The organism is Clostridium liquoris, assembly GCF_002995785.1.
Taxonomy (GTDB): Bacteria; Bacillota; Clostridia; order Clostridiales; family Clostridiaceae; genus Clostridium_AO; species Clostridium_AO liquoris.
Genome location: NZ_PVXO01000066.1, coordinates 83,056 through 101,787, shown reverse-complemented (window position 1 = coordinate 101,787; position 18,732 = coordinate 83,056). Strand labels below are relative to the sequence as shown.

Below are 18,732 nucleotides of genomic sequence, written 5' to 3'. Positions count from 1 at the left end.
TTTAATGGGATTATTTGGAATATCTAGAGATATGGGAATAGACTTAGGAACAGCAAATACGCTAATATATGTAAAGGGAAAAGGTGTGCTTTTAAGAGAACCTTCAGTTGTAGCTATAAATAGTGATACTAAAAGAGTATTAGCCGTAGGGGACGAAGCAAAACAGATGATAGGAAGAACTCCTGGAAATATAGTAGCTATAAGACCTTTAAAAGATGGAGTTATTGCAGACTTTGATGTTACTCAATCTATGCTTAAAAGATTTATAGAAAAGGTGAGCCCCAAAAGTGCTTTTACTAGCCCAAGAATAGTAGTATGTTTTCCATCAGGGGTTACAGAAGTTGAAAAAAGGGCCATAGATGAAGCAACAAAGCAGGCTGGAGCAAGAGAAGTTCTTTTAATGGAAGAACCAATGGCAGCAGCAATTGGGGCAGGATTACCTGTTAATGAACCAACAGGCAGCATGATAGTAGACATAGGTGGAGGAACAACTGAAGTAGCTATAATATCTTTAGGAGGAATAGTTACAAGTAAGTCTTTAAGAATTGCAGGAGATGAACTTGATCAGTCTATAATTAGTTACATAAAGAAGCAATATAATTTGATGATAGGTGAAAGAACTTCTGAAACTGTGAAAATTCAATTGGGATCTGCTTATGATATTGGAGAAGCAGAAGAATCAATGGAAATAAGAGGAAGAGATTTAATAACTGGATTACCAAAGGTAATAAATATTACAGAAAGCGAAGTTAGGGAAGCTTTAAGAGAGCCTGTATCCTCTATTGTAGAGGCAATAAAAAGTACATTAGAAAAAACACCACCAGAACTTGCATCAGATATTATTGACAAAGGAATAATGCTTGCTGGTGGAGGAGCAATGTTAAAAGGATTAGATTTACTTATAAATGAAGAAACACATATGCCCGTTCATATAGCGGAATCATCTATGGATTGCGTTGCCCTTGGAGCCGGAAAAGCGTTAGATACTTTAGATACTTTATTGAATAATAAGAAAAGATAAATATGAACTTCTTGAAGAATAAACTGGCAGTAACAATAATTGTACTGTCAGTTACATTTTTAACATTAATTGGTTATAGTTATAAAAGAGATAAAGTATCTGTTGTGGAAAATGGCGTAGGTGTAACAATAAATTCTGTCCAAGGGATTTTTTATAATATGAATAGCAAGGTTAAGGGGTTTGTAGAGTTTTTTTCAAGCTTTTCTCAGGTGAAGAAAGACAATGAAGAATTAAAAAAAGAAAATAATGAATTACAAAGTAAAGCAGCTGACTATGATGTGTTAAAAGCTGAAAATGAAAGATTAAGGAAAATGTTTAATTTTAAAAATCAAAATTCACAATATAACTATATTGGCTGTGATATAATTGGGAAAAGCGGAGGAACTTTTTTAGATGAGTTTGTAATTAATAAAGGAAGAAATGATGGTATTGAAAAACAAATGGTGGTTATAACCAATGATGGTCTTGTTGGACAAATTACCTCTGTAGGAAGCAATTGGTCAGTTGTACAAACTTTATCAAATGAGAATATGGCAGTTAGCGGTATTGTTCAAAGTACTAGGGAAAGCGTTGGTATAATAAAGGGTTATAAGGATAGTAATAATAAGCAGCTTGCTAAACTTTATTATCTTCCAGAGGATTCTAAGGTAAAAAAAGGAGATTCAATATTAACTTCTGGAATAGGCACTGAAACAGGTACTGGAGTAGGCGGATTATATCCTAAAGGTATTAAAATAGGATATGTAGTAGATGTAGAAGAGGACAAAGGTAAAGTTATGAAAAATGCAATTGTTCAGCCATATGTAGATTTCAATAAATTAGAAGAAGTGTTTGTTGTGGTTCCTAAAAATAAATTGGATATGAAAAACTAGGGTGATGTAATATGAAGAAATTAATTACTTTATTTTCAATGACTATACTATTATTAATATTGGATAACTCCTTTGTTCCCTTTATAGCTATTAAAGGTTATAGCCCTAGTTTGTTGTTTCTTTTTATAATAAGTTATTCTATTATAAATGAAAGCTGGGAAGGTTTATGGCTTGGCGTTATTTCGGGGTTATTTCAAGATTTATACTTTTCTAATATTATAGGAATAAATGCCTTTGCCAATATGCTAAGCTGCGTAATAGCAGGATTTATAGGTATCAATATTTTTAAAGAAAAGATACTAATTCCCGTTATATCTAGCTTTTTTTTAAGTATATTTAAAGGATTCACAGTGTTTGTAATACTATATTGCATAGGAATAAGCATGGGGATAAAGATTATATTTTTAAATGCTTTATATAATATGATAGTTTCCATACCAATGTATAAATTTGTTTATTGGCTGTGCAGCAAAGAATATATGCAAAGAAAGTGGAAATTTTAGAGGAATGGTGACTTATGAAAGAAAAGAAAAAAAGGTTTAACAGATATACAGCTTTTTTCTTGTTGATGGCTATAATTTATTCAGTTTTAGGTTATAAGCTTATAGATTTACAGATAGTAAAGGGAGAATATTACAATGAAAGAGCCAATATGGCTGCTATAACGGAGATTCCAGATCCTGCTCCTAGAGGTAACATAGTGGATAGAAAAGGTGTTGTTCTCGCTAACAATTATCAAAGTTATATGCTTGTGTACAATGAGACCAGTGATAATAAGAAATACTTTTTTGAAACTATGGATAAGGTATTTAACCTTTTGGATAAAAACGGAGAAATGCAGCAGGACGATTTTGAATTAAAGATAAATCCTTTTAGATTTGAGTTCAAAACACAGGATGAAGCTACAAGAAAAGCTCAAGAAATAAGATTTAAGAGGGATAGAGGATTAAATGAAGCAATAGAAAAAAAACTATTCCCTGACAGTAAGGGTAAGCTTACACAAGGACAAATCAATACTGTAGATAAAGAGTTACTGAAAATATCTCCAGAGGAGACTTTTAAGTTATTGGTAAAACAGTATAATATATCTCCTGCTGAAGATTTTAAGAACCTTTTAGAGCAATATAAAATTAATGCAGATGAAGCTTATGGGCTTATACAAGAAAGATTTCATATAAAGCCTAGTAGTGATCTGAAGGCTCAATTAGAGCAATATGCACATAGTAACTCTAAGGATGCAAAGGTGATACTTAATAATCTAATATCAGAATATGGTATAGATAAAATGGAATATGATGTTCAGCTTCAAAGAAAATATATGGTAATAAGGGACACAATGAAGATGCAGAGCTTTTCAGGATATAAGCCAGTAGTGATTGGAGCTAATATTAAAAAGGATACAGCATTTATTTTCTATGAAAGATTAAATGATCTTCCAGGTATAGATGTAACTACTCAGCCATTAAGAAATTATCCATATGGTGAATTAGGTTCATCATTCTTGGGCTATATATCTAAAATAAGTAATAATCCAGAAAAGTATAAGGAAAAGGGATATGATGTAAGTTCTGACTATATTGGTACTGCAGGACTTGAATCTGTTTATGAAGATAGACTTAAAGGCTCCAATGGTGGAAGAATTGTAAAATTAAATAAACAGGGAAGGGTTATAGAAGAGTTGGGCAGAAGAGAACCTTATCCAGGACAAACTCTTAAGTTAACTATTGATAAGGATGTGCAAAATGCTGCAGAGAAAACCTTAGATAAGGTTATGCAAGATTTACAAAATAATCCTAGTGTAAGTTCTGATGGTGCAAATACCGCTAATGCTACAAGAGGTGCAGCAGTAGCTATTGATGTTAAAACAGGAGGAGTACTGGCTCTTGCAAGCAGACCAGGATTTGATCCTAATATATTTTCAACTCCAGGAAAGCTTACTACAGATATGTATAATCAGTTTTTTAATCCTGACTTAGAAAAGTTTGCCAAGAATTATATTGCTAATAGAAGTTTACAGGTTACAGTGGATGATTTATTTCCACCTATTAATAATAGCGATAATAAATCTGGAAAAGTTGAAAGAAAAGATCAATACGATATATATCCTAAGCCTTTCTTCAATTATGCTACTTCAGCTTTAACACCACCGGGTTCAACTTTTAAGCCTTTAACAGCTGTTGCAGGATTAGAAGAAGGTGTAATAACTCCAGAGGAAACAATATATGATAACTTAGTATATACTAAACATGGGTATAACGGACACAGTTGGAATACTTCTAGTAAAGGAGCGCTAACTGTTATAGATGCTCTTGCCTGCTCAAATAACTATTATTTCTTTGAAGTTGGTGATAGATTATATCAAAATGGTTTAGATACTTTGGCTAACTATGCATGGAAATTTGGTTTAGGTGTAGACCCTAAAGGAAAGGCTACTCCATCAACAGGAATCGAAATACCAGAAAACTTTGGCCAGGTATTTAATGTGCAATCAGCAAAGAATAATGCAGCTAATCCACATATGTGGTTACTTTATGATGAGTTAAAAAAGATTAGAAAGAATAAAGATGGCGGTGGATATAGTGGCATCGATATACAAATACAAACTAAAGATAGTAAAGAAATAAGTGACTTAAAAGGAAAAATACAGGATACAATAAAACAGCAAATGAAATTTAATAATGTAAATAATTTTTCCGATACCGTTAAAGGATTATTGAAAGAATTAATACAAAAAGATCCTTCCATACAAGATAAGAATTTTTCTGATGGAGATATTTCTACAGCTATGAATAAGATTTTTGAAGCAGTAAATGCTGTAGAAGAAGAAGCCACTAGACCTGGTAATGTTTATAATGCGGCTATTGGTCAGGGTTCTGATCAGTTTACACCATTACAGTTAGCAAATTATATTGCTACTATTGCTAATGGAGGAACTAGATATAAGGTTCATCTTGTAGATCAATTTTTAGATTCAAATAACAATGTAATTCAAGATGTTAAACCAGAAGTAATAGAGAAGGTAAATATGAAACCTGAGACTTTAAAGGCAGTAAAAGAGGGAATGTTGGCGGTTACATCCTATGAAGATGGTACAGCTTCCAGTCTTAGTCAGTTTCCTATTAAAAATGCAGGTAAGACAGGTTCAGCTACATTTAATGAAAAAATTCAGGATAAAATAGGAAGAACCTCTTCAGCAGTTTTTGTAGGTTTTGCCCCATATGATGATCCACAGATAGCTGTATGTGTATTTGTTTTTGATGGAGGTCATGGAGGATATTTAATTCCGGTAGCTGAAGCTATGTATGAGGCATATTTTAAGGATGAACTAAAAAATATGAATTATCATTTCCAATATAATTAGGATAAATAATTATAAGGGCATGTACATAAGGTATATGCCCTTATTAAAAAAACTATTAATTTGCAGAAGGAATTAGAGGATATTTGTTGAAATATAAACATATGCCGACTTTTGGAGGTTTAATGTATGTTAGATGAAACTATAATCATAAAAGGTAATAAAGAAGGACTTAATGCAGTTATAAATATGAATAAATTTAAAGATTTTGACGAAATGCTCGATTCTTTAATTGAAAGGTTATCTAAGGGAAAGATTTTCTATAAAGGCTGTACTCTTAAAATAACTACCGAACTCAAGTACATAAATGAAAAGGATTTAAGAAGGCTGAAAGATGTACTTTTTGATGAATTTTTAATTAAGGATTGTATCTTCGAGAACTCTGAAGAAAATAACAATAAGATTTTCTCGGGAATATATGAGGGCAGAACCAAGTTTATAAGAAGAACCGTAAGAAGTGGACAGGTAATTAATTACTCAGGAAATCTTGTGATAGTAGGAGATGTTAATTCTGGCTCTGAAATATATGCAGGAGGAAATATAATAGTCATTGGGGCTTTAAGAGGATATGTACATGCTGGGGTAGGAGGAAATCAAAAGGCTATAGTAGCGGCTTTTTACCTACAACCTGAAATACTACAAATTGGAGATATAGCTACTAGATCACCTGAGGATAGCGTTAAACCTCAGTATCCTGAGGTAGCAAGAATAAAGGGAAATACCATAGTAGTAGAACCTTATTTACCTAACAAATTTATTTAATGGAGGGAATATATATGGGAGAAGCAATAGTAATAACATCTGGTAAAGGGGGGGTTGGAAAAACTACAACAACCGCGAATATAGGAACGGCATTAGCATCTATGGGAAAGAAAGTTGTAGTTGTAGATGGAGATACAGGCCTCAGAAATCTAGATGTCCTTATGGGACTTGAAAATAGAATAGTTTTCACCTTAATGGATGTATTAGAAGAAAATTGTAAATTAAAACAAGCTCTTATAAAAGATAAAAGATTACCAAACTTATTTTTATTACCAACAGCTCAAACTAGAGATAAAACAGATATTACTAAAGAGCAGATGTTAAGCTTGGTAAATGAATTGAAGGGGGAATTTGATTATGTAATATTAGATTGTCCCGCAGGAATAGAACAGGGCTTTGAAAATGCAATAGCTGGTGCTGATAGAGCTTTAATTGTTGTCAATCCTGAGGTAACTTCAGTAAGGGATGCTGATAGAGTTATAGGAAAACTAGAAGCAAAGGGTTTAGAAGATCATCAATTAATTGTAAATAGAATAAATAGTGACATGGTAAAAAGTGGTGATATGTTAGACGTAAATGATATATTGGATAGTTTAGCGGTAAAACTTATTGGGATTATTCCAGATGATAGAAATATAACCATATCAACAAATAAAGGGGAACCAATTGTTTTAAATGATAAGGCTTTATCAGGTCAGGCTTTTAGAAATGTAGCAAGAAGAATTATGGGAGAGCAGGTGCCATTCTTAAATTTTGATAGTAACAGTGAAAATGGGTTTTTATATTCTTTAAAAAAGCTTTTTGGCATTAAGTAGGAGGGATACAGATGGATTTTTTTAGTTTATTTGGTCAAAAACCTGCCTCTAAGGAAGTAGCCAAAGAAAGATTGAAGCTAATTTTAATTCATGATAGAGCGGATTTATCACCAGAACTTCTTCAAAATATAAAAGAAGAAATAATGGGCGTAATTTCTAAATATGCAGAAATAGATAGAGAAGAATTGGAAGTAAAAATAACTAATACTGATGAAATGGAGGGCAATTCCCCTGCCCTAATAGCTAGTATTCCAATAAAAAGGATGAAAAAAAGAAGATAAAGTTCATATAAAATTTAAAAGCTATGTATAAATTATACATAGCTTTTTTCGAATTACACTGTTATAATCATACTTGTATTGGAGGGATTTAAACCATGCTTGATAAACTAAAGATTAGTAAAAAGTTACTTAGAGAATTGGATTTTAGTGCCATAATAATAGTTTTAATTATAGGATTATTTGGTGCTTTAAATATTTATAGTGCTACTCATATGAAATCAGGGGCCAGCGTTTTTAGATCACAATTAATATGGATTTTACTTGGAATTGTTATAATGTATTTTATGCTTGTTTTCGACTATTCTTTATTACAGGGATATGCTAATATTATTTATTGGTTTGGAGTTATATTGCTACTTTTAAATGATACTATTTTTAAGTCCACTGTTAATGGTGCTGGTTCTTGGATGAAAATAGGTTCTGTAACTATAGGACAGCCCTCTGAATTTGCCAAATTAGGTATGATTATAATGCTTGCTAAAAAGTTAGATGATATGGAAGGGAATATTAATAATCCCAAGAATTTTTTTACTTTGGTCATGTATGCAGCTATTCCTATGATTTTAATTGTAATACAACCGGATATGGGAATGACTATGGTATGTTTCTTTATAGTCTTAGGAATTTTTTTTGCAGCAGGATTGAATCTAAAAGTAATAGGGTGGGGATTTGCAGGGATAATAGCATTGATTGCTATAATATGGAACTCCCCTCTAATGCCTGAATATTGGAAAGTAAGACTGCTTTCTTTTTTAAACCCAGGAGCAGACGAGCTAGGGTCTGGACTTCAGCTTGTTCAATCCCAAATAGGCATTGGTTCAGGAGGAATTTTAGGAAAGGGATTCTTAAAAGGAACTCAGGTAGCTGGAGGATTTATTCCTGAATCCCATACGGATTTTATATTTTCTGTTGTAGGTGAAGAGTGGGGACTTTTAGGTGAAACATTTTTATTAACTCTATATGGAATTTTAATTTATAAATTTATAAATATAGCTAGAACTTCTAAGGATATTTTTGGCTCCATGATTTCTATTGGAGTAGTTTCTACATTCTTATTTTCCATATTACAGAATGTTGGTATGACTATTGGAGTTACTCCAATAACAGGCATTACATTACCATTAATGAGTTATGGAGGAAGTTCTTTTATAACAAGTATTATGGGTATTGCACTGGTTTTAAATATAGGGATGAGAAGGAAAAAAATTAATTTTTAGGGGGAGCATCATATGAGAATAGCATTGATAGCACATGATAAGAAAAAAGAAGACATGATTGATTTTGTAAAGAGATATAGAGAGGTGTTTGAGGAACATGAACTCTATGCTACAGGCACAACTGGAAGACTTATTTCAGAAAATACTGGCCTTCATGTTCACAGATTTCTTTCAGGACCTTTAGGCGGAGACCAGCAGATTGGAGCAAAGGTTGCAGAAGGCAATATGGATTTTATAATTTTCTTAAGAGATCCATTAACTGCACAACCTCATGAACCGGATGTTACTGCACTTTTAAGACTTTGCGACGTTCATTGTATACCTCTTGCTACAAATTTAGGCTCAGCAGAAGTGTTTATTAAAGCATTAAAGGCACATAATTTTTAGGTAATAGGTAATAGGTAATAGGTAATAGGTAATAGAGAATAAATTTGGACGATTTTTCTTCGTTACACTGCGAAAAACTTTTAATTAAAGATTTTCTGCAGCACGGCGGAAGAAAATACTCCTTATTTATTCTTTTTTATTTTTTATTTATTATTTCAAAAAGTGATCTATGTTTTTTATACTATCCTAGGTAATATTTAAAAATATTATTAAATATATATAAGTAGTGAGCAACCATAGAAAAAACTTGAGACCTTATTAATTAAGAAAGGGGAAATAAAATGGGAAGCTATAATTCTCAATATGAAGAGTATTATAGAAATTTAAAGAAAAGAAAAGATAGAAATGAATCAAATTATTTTAGTAAAAGATCCTATAGTCCAGCAGCTGGCTATATTGGGAAAAGAATAATAAGGGATTTGATAGGAGCTGCAGTGTTATTTTTTATGGTAATTGTATGTAAATTGGTGGTTACTCCGCAAACTCAAGCTGTTTATAATTATTCTAAAAAGGTTGTAAATGAAAGTTATGATTATAAACAAATATATACAAAAATTAAATCTTTTAATATAAAAACTATAGAGGAAGAAGCTACAGATTTTATTGAAAAGGCAAAAGCAAAGATTACTGGAGGAAAGACCATAAAAGAGAAGATAGAAAATCAGTTTCAGCTGCCTGTAGAAGGAAAAATTACTTCCAGTTATGGATACAGAGTAGATCCTATAGATAAGAGTAAAAAGTTTCATGAAGGTATAGATATAAATGTAAGTGAAAACACAGATGTAAAGGCATCTTTTGATGGAAAGATTAAGGATAGTGGAGAAGATAAAACTCTTGGAAAATACATTGTAATAGATCATGGAGAAGGAATAGAAACAAAGTATGGGCATCTTAATTCCATTTTAGTAGAAAAGGGAAAAGGGGTTAAAAAAGGAGATACTCTAGGTAAGAGTGGTAATTCAGGGAAATCTACAGCACCTCATCTTCATTTTGAGCTTCTTTATATGGGAGAAAGTAAGGATCCGGAAAATTATATAGCAATTAAATAGGACGGGGAAGGGCAAATTGATTAAATTAAACAGATATTTCATTCCATACATATTAGTATTGATGTTCATCGGATTTAAAGGGAAGCTGTTAATATCTTTTATAATAGTTTTTTTTCATGAATTAATACATTATTTAGCTGCTAGGCATTTGGGATTTACAGGGTTTGATATAGAGATATTGCCTATAGGTACAGTTTTAATACTTAAGGATATTGATGAAGCAACACCTATGGAAGATTTAATGATTTCTTTGTCTGCACCAATTGTAAATCTATTACTGGCAGCTATTTTTTATAAATTTCATATGAAGTACCCTATTGATTTATATTATTTATTATTTCAATGCAATTTTGTTATAGGAATCTTCAATCTAATTCCTGCATATCCTTTAGATGGGGGGAGGATATTAAGAGATTTAATAAACTTCAGGTGTATATATAAAATTGCTAATAAAATAACGGTTTATATTAGTATAGGCATAGGAAGCTTATTAATTTTTTATTATCTTTTTTTATTTTTTGCAGGGGTAACAAGTATAAATTTAGGTATTATATCTGTATTTATAATAGTATCTTCATTAAAAGAAAGGAAAAGGATAGTATATTTAATCATGGGAGATATTATAAAAAAGAAATATAAGTTTAAAAAAAGAGGATATATAGAAAATAAAAGCATTTCTGTTTTCTATAAAAAGGATTTAATTAGTGTTTTAAGCATTGTAGAAAAAAACAAGTATAATATTTTTTTTATATTAGATGATGAAATGAAAGTTATGGATATAATTTATGAAGAGGAAATAATAGAAGCTTTAAAACTTTATGGAAATATAACCTTAGAAGAATTAATGAAAGCTGAAGATGAAAATCACATATAAATAATTTTCAATTTACTAATTTATATGTTAGAATATAAAATTGAATAACCTATGAGGAGGAATTTTTAATGAACTTAATTCCAGATGATATTCTTTACAAAGTAGAAAAACCGGCTAGATACATAGGAGAAGAATTTAATTCATATAAAAAAGATAAAGAAAAAGTGGATATAAGGTATGCATTTTGTTTCCCTGATGTTTATGAGGTGGGAATGTCTCATTTAGGATCAAGGATACTTTATTATACTTTAAATCAGAGAGAAGATACATATTGTGAAAGGGCTTTTGCACCATGGCCAGACATGGAAAAGCTAATGAGGGAAAATAATATACCTTGTTTTACATTAGAAACTAAAGATTCTTTGAAAGAATTTGATATGTTAGGATTTACTCTTCAATATGAAATGAGCTATACAAATATACTAAATATGTTAAATATGGCTGGAATAAATGTAAGAGCTTCAGAAAGAGGAGAAGAAGATCCAATAGTTGTGTGTGGAGGACCTTGCGCCTGTAATCCAGAACCTCTGTATGATATACCAGATATGTTTGTTATGGGAGAAGGAGAAGAGGTTTCAAATGAAATATTGGATTTATATAAAGAATATAAGGGTAAAACTAAAAAAGAATTTTTAAGAGCTGTGTGCAAAATAGAAGGAGTTTATGTACCATCTTTATATGAAGTATCTTATAAAGAAGATGGAACTATAAAAGAATTCAAACCTTTATATGACGATGTGCCAAAGAAGGTTAAAAAGAGGATAATAACTAACTTTAATGAAGTGCCTTATCCTGATAAGCTTATAGTGCCATATACAGAAATAGTTCATGATAGAATAATGCTTGAAACCTTTAGAGGATGTACTAGAGGCTGCAGATTCTGTCAGGCAGGTATGATTTATAGACCAATTAGAGAAAAGAAAACAGATAAGCTTATGGAGCTAGCAGAAAGTCTTTTAAAGACTACAGGATATAATGAAATATCTTTAACCTCTTTGAGTATATGTGATTATTCTGATATAAGAAATCTTATTTATTCTTTAATAGAGAAGTATAAAGACGAAAAAGTAGGAGTGTCGCTACCATCCCTTAGAATAGATTCTTTTTATGTGGATCTAATCAATGAAATTCAAAAGGTTAGAAAAACAGGATTAACTTTTGCTCCAGAAGCAGGTACCCAAAGAATGAGAGATGTTATAAATAAGGGAGTTACAGAGGAAAATCTTTTAAATGCTACAAGAAGTGCTTTTGAATCTGGTTGGTCAACCATAAAACTTTATTATATGATAGGCCTTCCTTATGAAACTATAGAAGATGCCAAAGGTATTGCATATACGTCAGAAAAGGTTGTAAATGAATATTATAGTTTACCAAAGGATAAAAGGAAAAAAGGTTTAAGGGTAACAGCTAGCGCTTCTATATTTGTTCCGAAGCCGTTTACACCTTTTCAGTGGGCTCCTCAACTTAGAGAAAAGGATGTTATGGAAAGAATATATACTATAAAGGACTCTATAAAGAGTAAAGCTATATCTTTTAATTATCATGCATCAAAGGTAAGCTTTTTAGAAGCCGTTTTTGCGAGAGGAGATAGAAGAGTTTGCGACGTATTGGTAGAAGCCTTTAAAAATGGTGCTAAGTTTGATGGCTGGTCTGAATATTTTAATTATGAAATATGGATGGATGCTTTTAAAAAATGTGGGGTGGATCCAGAATTTTATGCTTATAGAGAGAGAAGTTATGATGAAATATTGCCTTGGGATTTCATAAATATTGGAGTGAACAAAGAGTTCCTTATTAGGGAAAATGATAAGGCAAAAGAAGGAATAATTACACCAGACTGCAGATTAGGATGTACGAATTGTGGAGTAAATGTAAATCTAGAAGGGAAGTGCTTTGAAGGTGCGTTATCTAATAAAGTTCAGTAAAGAAAGTAATATAAAATTTATATCTCATTTGGATTTGATGAGGACCTTACAAAAAATAATAAAAAGATCAGGCCTTCCTATAGAATATTCCCAAGGATTTAATCCACATATGAATATTTCTATAGCTCAACCTCTTTCAGTAGGTATGTATTCAAAGGGTGAGTATATGGATGTAATATTTAAAGAGCCTTTAAGTAATTTTTATATAAAGGATAAACTTAATGAAAGTTCCCCAATGACAATAAGATTTATTGAGGTAGTGAAAATACGACAAATTGAAGATAATAAAAAAAAGATACCTCAATCTATGGCTGCAGTAGATGGAGCTAGATATTCAATAACAATAAAATATAAAGATGCTTCAAAAATTGATGAAGAAATTAAAGCATTGCCTAAAATGAAACAGTGGAATATTATTAAAAAAGGAAAGAGCGGAGAAAAAGAAGTTGATATAAGACCAATGCTAAAAGAATTTAAGTATAAGGTAGAAGGTAATAATTTGAATTTACAGGTTCTTGTAAGTTGTGGAAGTAAAGAAAATTTATCAGCTGACCTTTTATCAAAATTTGTACAGGAGAACACTTCTAATGCTGACTTAGATGCTTTTGTTCAAATACAAAGAGAAGAAATGTATGCTCTTGAGAATAAAAAATATGTACCCCTTTATAAGTTCCTTGGAAATTTATAACTTATTATTTGAATCTTTGTTATTCTGTAATCTGAAGAAAGGGGTGTTGAGTTTGAAAGAAATATTTGTGGAACGCCAAGAGAATATATTAAGAATTGCGATAAAAATAAATAATAAACTAAAAGAATGTTTTATAGAAGAAGATACAGGAGAACCTATGCCGGGAGAAATCTATAAAGGCGTAGTGAAAAACATAGTACCAGGTATAAAATGTGCTTTTGTGGATATTGGATATAAAGAAAATTGCTATATGTATATTGATAGGAAATTTAAAAATACCAATATTAAAAAGGATGATCATATATTAGTTCAAGTAGTAAAAGAGTCCATAGGCAAAAAAGGCCCTAAGGTTACTAATGCTGTATCTATACCGGGCAGATATTGTGTATTAAATACATTGGATACTTCTTTAACCTTTTCAAAAAAAATAGAAGACGAAAATATTAAAACATATATAAGGGAAAATCTAAAAAAGCCCAAAGATATTGGATTTATGATAAGGACAAATGGGGAAAGGGTTCCAGTAGAAATAATAAATGATGAAATAGAAAGTATATACAAAGTATATGAGAACATTAAAAAAAAGGCTGTATATTCTTTAAAACCAGGTCTTCTTATTAAAACTGGCGGAGTGCTTGGAAGAATATTAAGAGATAAGCTAGACGAGGACACTATAAAGATATATGTTAATAATTTAGAGGATCATAATAAAATAAATAATTATATATCAAATACAAAGGATATAAATGTATATTTAGATCCTTATGAAGGAGAAAGGGGATTATTTGATTATTATGGTATTGAAAAGGAAATATTAAAGCTTAGAAATAGTAAAGTTCAGTTAAGCTGTGGTGGATATATAATTATTGAAAAAACAGAAGCTATGTATGTGATTGATGTGAATTCAGGGAAAAATACCCACAATAATTCTTTAAAGAAGACTGCTTTTATTACTAATATGCAAGCAGCAGAGGAGATAGCTTCCCAAATAAGACTTAGAAATTTAAGTGGAATTATACTGATAGATTTCATTGACATGACTGAAGAAGAAGAGAAATCAAAAATATTATATAAGCTTAAAGAAGGCTTTGATGGGGATAAAAGTAAAACAGTCATATATCCTTTTACAGAGTTAAATCTTGTACAGATTGCAAGAAGAAGAGTAGGCAAAGCTATATATGAATACATGGATGAACCTTGTAGAAGATGTCATGGTAAAGGAAGAAGCCTTAAATTATCTTATATAAGTTCTCTTATGAAAAATGAATTAAATAAAATTCATCAAGAAGAGAACATAAAGCATGTATATATAGAAATTAGCGAAATATACAAAGATCAGATAAAAGGAGATATTGTATCCTTTGTTAGGGATATAAACGCTTTAGATAAAACTGTTTACATAAATTTTGTTAATACAGAAGATTATTTTAAAGTGGAACCCCTTATTTTTATGAATCAAATAGAAAATTTACAAATGTATAAGGTATATGGATAAAAAAACTTTACAAAGCATGTTAGATATGTTAAAATGGCTTTTGTAGACCGCTCAGAAAGGGTTTGTAAACCATAATTTTGATTATGTACCTTAAATGGCGAGACTGGTACGAGGAGGTGTTTTTAATGTACGCAATATTAGTTACTGGTGGAAAACAATACAAGGTATCTGAAGGAGACGTAATTTACGTTGAAAAATTAGATGCTGAAGCTGAAGCAACTATAGAATTAGACAATGTACTTGCAGTAAGCAAGGAAAATGGAGAATTTGTAGTTGGAAAGCCTGTAGTTGAAGGAGCTAAAGTTACTGCTAAAGTTGTAAAGCAGGGCAAAGCTAAGAAAATACTTGTATTCAAATATAAGAGAAAGATAGACTACAGAAAGAGACAGGGACATAGACAGCCTTACACAAAACTTCAGATAGAAAAAATTAACGCATAATTATGATTAAGGTTGTATTTAAGAAGAGACATAATGATATAGTTTCTTTTACAATAGATGGTCATGCAGATTCAGTAGATGAAGGCTATGATTTAGTATGCTCAGCTGTTTCAGCTATATCTTTGACTATAGCCAATGGAATAACTGAGGTTGTAAAGGCAAAAGCTTATGTGGAAGTAAAAGATGGTTTTTTAAGCTTAAGCTTGGAAAATGAAAGTTTTGAAGTTATACATAAGTGTAGAGTTTTAATGGAAACTATGTTGCTTGGATTAAAGAATGTAGAAAATAGTTACGGTGAATATATAAAAGTTAAAATGGAGGAGGTGGAGTAGTATGTTACTTATGAACCTTCAGTTATTTGCTCATAAAAAAGGAGTAGGTAGCTCAAGAAATGGTAGAGATAGTGAATCCAAGAGACTTGGAGTTAAGTCAACAGATGGTCAGTTTGTTTTAGCTGGAAACATCATAGTTAGACAAAGAGGAACAAAGATTCATCCAGGCGCAAATGTAGGTAAAGGCAGCGATGATACTTTATTTGCAAAGGCAGATGGAATAGTTAAATTCGAAAGAATTGGTAAGGACAAGAAAAGAGCATCTGTTTATCCAATAGACGTTGAAGAAACAGTTGCAGCTGAATAGTTATAAAGCACCCTTGGTTTAGGGTGCTTTTTTTAAAATTTTTATAGGGGTGTTATTGATATGGGGGATCTATATAAGCTTATAGAATCATTAAGAGTGCAAAGGCATGATTTTATGAATGACCTTCAAATTATATATGGATATTTGCAAGTTGATAAAGAGGATAAGGCAAAGGAATATATAGATAAGTTAAGTGTTCAAAATAAATATTTAAGTGAAATATACAGTTTAGGAGACCTTTACTTAGGGTACAGCTTAGAAAAGAATATAAAAGAATGTAGTTCTAAACATATAGAAATCAATATAGATATAGAGATTTCAAAATTAAGCAAAAAACCTTTTGATTTTGAATACAATAAAAAAATAAATTTAGTTAATAATATATTTAATGAATTAGAAAAAAATGAACCAGAATGTATTTATATATATATTTTTGAAGATTCTATTGGAGAGAGTGTATTTATTTCCAATAATAATTCTATGATAGATGAAATCAATTGGATGGAAAGTTGGAGCATTATAAATACATCTATAGATGATATTAAAGTATATAAATGTGAATATGGAGATAATTTAGCATACAGATTAGTATTTTAATTTAACAAATTAGGTTGAAAATTATAAAAAGGGGTGAAGTGAACTTGTTTATAGATAGAGCAAAAATATTCGTGAAATCTGGAGATGGTGGAGATGGTTCAGTATCCTTTAGAAGAGAGAAGTATATTCCACTAGGAGGTCCAGACGGTGGAGATGGTGGAAATGGTGGAGATGTAGTTTTAATAGCAGATGTTAATATGACTACTCTTTTGGATTTTACTTATAAGAGGAAGTATGTAGCAGAAAGAGGGGGAAATGGAGCCGGGTCTAAATGCTATGGAAAAGCTGGAGAAGATTTATTAATAAAGGTTCCTATGGGAACAGTTATAAAAGATGTTGATTCTGGGAAAATAATGGCAGATTTATCTCATCCAGGAGATAGGTTTGTAGTAGCTAAAGGCGGAAAAGGGGGCAAAGGAAATGTGAAATTTACTACCTCTACAAGACAGGCTCCTAACTTTGCAGAACCAGGTATGCCTGGAGAAGAAAGGAATATAGCTTTAGAATTAAAGGTACTTGCAGATGTTGGATTAATAGGGTTCCCTAATGTAGGAAAATCAACTATACTTTCAATGTCATCTAATGCTAGGCCTAAAATTGCTAACTATCATTTTACTACTTTAAGTCCTAATTTGGGAGTTGTGGCAATGTCAGGTATTGAGCCTTTTGTTATGGCGGATATTCCAGGTATAATAGAAGGAGCTTCGGAGGGTATAGGATTAGGTTTAGATTTTTTAAGACATATAGAAAGAACAAGATTACTTATACATGTAGTAGATATTTCTGGTATAGAGGGAAGAGATCCTTTTGAAGATTTCTTAAAAATAAATGAAGAACTTAAAAAATATAGCGTAAAGTTATGGGATAGACCTCAGATAATAGTTGCAAATAAAAGTGATATATTACAGGACAATACAGTTTTCTTAGAGTTTAAGAAAAAAGTAGAGGAACTTGGCTATAAAAGTGTATTTAAGATATCTGCAGCTACAAATAGCGGAGTAGCTGAAGTAATGAAGGAAGCAGCTAGAATATTATCAACAATACCATTAACAGATTTAGAAATAGATGAAAAAGATAAATATGTTGAGGAAGAAAAGAAATTTACTTATACTATAAGAAAAGAAGAAAATGTGTATATAGTTGAAGGCAGTTTTGTAGATAGATTACTTGATAGTGTTAATGTAAATGATCCTGATGGATTAAGATATTTCCATACTGTGCTTAAAAATAAAGGCGTTTTAGATGAATTAATTCAAATGGGAATTAAAGATGGAGATACAGTAAGACTTAATAACTTTGAATTTGATTTTGTATTATAATATTAATAATAAATTAAAATTTACAAAAGATTAGAAGACTATTAGGAGGAAGAGTATGATAACTAGTAAACAAAGAAGCTACTTAAGATCTCTTGCTAACACAATTCAGCCTATATTTCAGATAGGTAAAGATGGAGTAGAGGAAAGCTTCTTAAGCCAAGTTGAAGATGCATTAGAAGCAAGAGAGATAATTAAGATTTCAGTACTAAACAATAGTGGTTTAACTGCTCGTGAGGCATCAGATATTATATGTGAAGAATTAAAATGTGAAGGCGTTCAAGCTATAGGAAATAAATTGGTATTGTATAGAAGATCCAAAAAGAAACCTAAAATAGAGTTACCATAGAAATATAATTGAGAGGTTAGATTTATCATGAAAAAACAAGCTATATTTGGAGGGACCTTTGACCCTATTCACAATGGGCACCTTCATATAGCCTATGAGGCGCTGTATAAATTAAATCTTGACAAGATAATATTTATTCCCTCAGGAAATCCCCCTCATAAATTCTATAGAGAAATAACTGATGGATACATTAGATATGAAATGGTAAATATGGCAATAAGGGAAGAAGAAAAATTTGAATTAAGTGATTATGAAATAAAAAAAAGCGGATTCAGCTATACCTATGAGACTTTAGAATATTTTAAGAATAGCTTCCAAGATATTCAATGGTACTTTCTTACTGGAGTGGATTGTCTAATGGAATTAGATGGTTGGAAAAATATAGATAAAATAATGGAGATATGTGAGCTTGTAGTTTTCAATAGACCAGGATTTAACAAATGGGCTATATTAAGACAAAAAGAGAGAGTAGAAAAAAAATATAATAAAAAGATAATTTTTTTAGATATTCCATTATTAGATATATCATCTACAGATGTTAGAAGGTTAATAAAGGAAAATAAAAATGTGAGATATTTTCTCCCAGAAGGTGTCTATAATACAATAAAGGAGTTAAAGCTTTATATTTAATCTAAAGTCTTATATAT

Annotated in this window: 21 protein-coding genes; all 21 read left to right on the top strand. The window is 30.9% G+C overall.

The window, feature by feature from the left end:
* Nucleotides 1–4: 4 nt before the first annotated feature.
* Nucleotides 5–1,021, top strand: a complete 1,017-nt coding sequence (locus tag CLLI_RS12375) for a rod shape-determining protein (RefSeq protein WP_106064515.1) — start codon at nucleotides 5–7, stop codon at nucleotides 1,019–1,021.
* A gap of 2 nt (nucleotides 1,022–1,023) precedes the next feature.
* Nucleotides 1,024–1,893 (top strand): rod shape-determining protein MreC, encoded by an 870-nt coding sequence (mreC, locus tag CLLI_RS12370; RefSeq protein ID WP_106064514.1) that lies wholly within the window; start codon nucleotides 1,024–1,026, stop codon nucleotides 1,891–1,893.
* 11 nt (nucleotides 1,894–1,904) lie between these two features.
* A complete protein-coding gene (gene mreD, locus CLLI_RS12365; protein ID WP_106064513.1) occupies nucleotides 1,905–2,396 on the top strand; it encodes a rod shape-determining protein MreD in 492 nt (163 codons plus the stop codon).
* Between the two features lie 14 nt (nucleotides 2,397–2,410).
* A complete protein-coding gene (locus CLLI_RS12360) occupies nucleotides 2,411–5,254 on the top strand; it encodes a penicillin-binding transpeptidase domain-containing protein (protein WP_106064512.1) in 2,844 nt (947 codons plus the stop codon).
* A 126-nt stretch (nucleotides 5,255–5,380) separates the two neighbouring features.
* Entirely contained in the window at nucleotides 5,381–6,013 is a 633-nt protein-coding gene (gene minC / locus CLLI_RS12355; RefSeq protein ID WP_106064511.1) for a septum site-determining protein MinC, read from the top strand.
* Between the two features lie 14 nt (nucleotides 6,014–6,027).
* Nucleotides 6,028–6,828 carry a septum site-determining protein MinD gene (gene minD, locus CLLI_RS12350; RefSeq protein WP_106064510.1) on the top strand — a complete coding sequence of 267 codons (801 nt, stop codon included), beginning with the start codon at nucleotides 6,028–6,030 and terminating at the stop codon, nucleotides 6,826–6,828.
* A gap of 11 nt (nucleotides 6,829–6,839) precedes the next feature.
* Entirely contained in the window at nucleotides 6,840–7,109 is a 270-nt protein-coding gene (minE, locus tag CLLI_RS12345; protein ID WP_106064509.1) for a cell division topological specificity factor MinE, read from the top strand.
* Nucleotides 7,110–7,204: 95 nt separating this feature from the next.
* Nucleotides 7,205–8,326 (top strand): rod shape-determining protein RodA, encoded by a 1,122-nt coding sequence (gene rodA / locus CLLI_RS12340; protein ID WP_106064508.1) that lies wholly within the window; start codon nucleotides 7,205–7,207, stop codon nucleotides 8,324–8,326.
* 12 nt (nucleotides 8,327–8,338) lie between these two features.
* Nucleotides 8,339–8,713 carry a methylglyoxal synthase gene (mgsA, locus tag CLLI_RS12335; protein ID WP_106064507.1) on the top strand — a complete coding sequence of 125 codons (375 nt, stop codon included), beginning with the start codon at nucleotides 8,339–8,341 and terminating at the stop codon, nucleotides 8,711–8,713.
* Nucleotides 8,714–8,994: 281 nt separating this feature from the next.
* Nucleotides 8,995–9,762: a M23 family metallopeptidase gene (locus CLLI_RS12330; protein ID WP_106064506.1), complete on the top strand. Its 768-nt coding sequence runs from the start codon at nucleotides 8,995–8,997 to the stop codon at nucleotides 9,760–9,762.
* 16 nt (nucleotides 9,763–9,778) lie between these two features.
* Complete coding sequence (locus CLLI_RS12325) at nucleotides 9,779–10,636, top strand: M50 family metallopeptidase (protein WP_106064505.1); 858 nt, start codon at nucleotides 9,779–9,781, stop codon at nucleotides 10,634–10,636.
* A gap of 68 nt (nucleotides 10,637–10,704) precedes the next feature.
* Nucleotides 10,705–12,561, top strand: a complete 1,857-nt coding sequence (locus CLLI_RS12320) for a TIGR03960 family B12-binding radical SAM protein (protein WP_106064504.1) — start codon at nucleotides 10,705–10,707, stop codon at nucleotides 12,559–12,561.
* Nucleotides 12,530–13,249 carry a TIGR03936 family radical SAM-associated protein gene (locus CLLI_RS12315; protein WP_242975599.1) on the top strand — a complete coding sequence of 240 codons (720 nt, stop codon included), beginning with the start codon at nucleotides 12,530–12,532 and terminating at the stop codon, nucleotides 13,247–13,249. Before CLLI_RS12320 ends, CLLI_RS12315 begins: the two co-directional genes overlap by 32 nt.
* A gap of 52 nt (nucleotides 13,250–13,301) precedes the next feature.
* Nucleotides 13,302–14,744, top strand: a complete 1,443-nt coding sequence (locus CLLI_RS12310; RefSeq protein WP_106064503.1) for an Rne/Rng family ribonuclease — start codon at nucleotides 13,302–13,304, stop codon at nucleotides 14,742–14,744.
* A 125-nt stretch (nucleotides 14,745–14,869) separates the two neighbouring features.
* Nucleotides 14,870–15,184 carry a 50S ribosomal protein L21 gene (rplU, locus tag CLLI_RS12305; protein WP_106064502.1) on the top strand — a complete coding sequence of 105 codons (315 nt, stop codon included), beginning with the start codon at nucleotides 14,870–14,872 and terminating at the stop codon, nucleotides 15,182–15,184.
* Nucleotides 15,185–15,186: 2 nt separating this feature from the next.
* A complete protein-coding gene (locus CLLI_RS12300) occupies nucleotides 15,187–15,516 on the top strand; it encodes a ribosomal-processing cysteine protease Prp (protein ID WP_106064501.1) in 330 nt (109 codons plus the stop codon).
* A gap of 1 nt (nucleotide 15,517) precedes the next feature.
* On the top strand, nucleotides 15,518–15,823 hold the full coding sequence (gene rpmA / locus CLLI_RS12295) for a 50S ribosomal protein L27 (protein ID WP_106064500.1): 306 nt from the start codon (nucleotides 15,518–15,520) through the stop codon (nucleotides 15,821–15,823).
* 60 nt (nucleotides 15,824–15,883) lie between these two features.
* Nucleotides 15,884–16,420, top strand: a complete 537-nt coding sequence (locus CLLI_RS12290) for a Spo0B domain-containing protein (RefSeq protein WP_106064499.1) — start codon at nucleotides 15,884–15,886, stop codon at nucleotides 16,418–16,420.
* 44 nt (nucleotides 16,421–16,464) lie between these two features.
* Nucleotides 16,465–17,739: a GTPase ObgE gene (gene obgE / locus CLLI_RS12285; protein ID WP_106064498.1), complete on the top strand. Its 1,275-nt coding sequence runs from the start codon at nucleotides 16,465–16,467 to the stop codon at nucleotides 17,737–17,739.
* Nucleotides 17,740–17,794: 55 nt separating this feature from the next.
* Complete coding sequence (yhbY, locus tag CLLI_RS12280) at nucleotides 17,795–18,085, top strand: ribosome assembly RNA-binding protein YhbY (protein WP_106064497.1); 291 nt, start codon at nucleotides 17,795–17,797, stop codon at nucleotides 18,083–18,085.
* A gap of 27 nt (nucleotides 18,086–18,112) precedes the next feature.
* Nucleotides 18,113–18,715, top strand: coding sequence for a nicotinate-nucleotide adenylyltransferase (gene nadD / locus CLLI_RS12275; RefSeq protein WP_106064496.1), 603 nt, complete (start codon nucleotides 18,113–18,115; stop codon nucleotides 18,713–18,715).
* Nucleotides 18,716–18,732 lie beyond the last annotated feature (17 nt).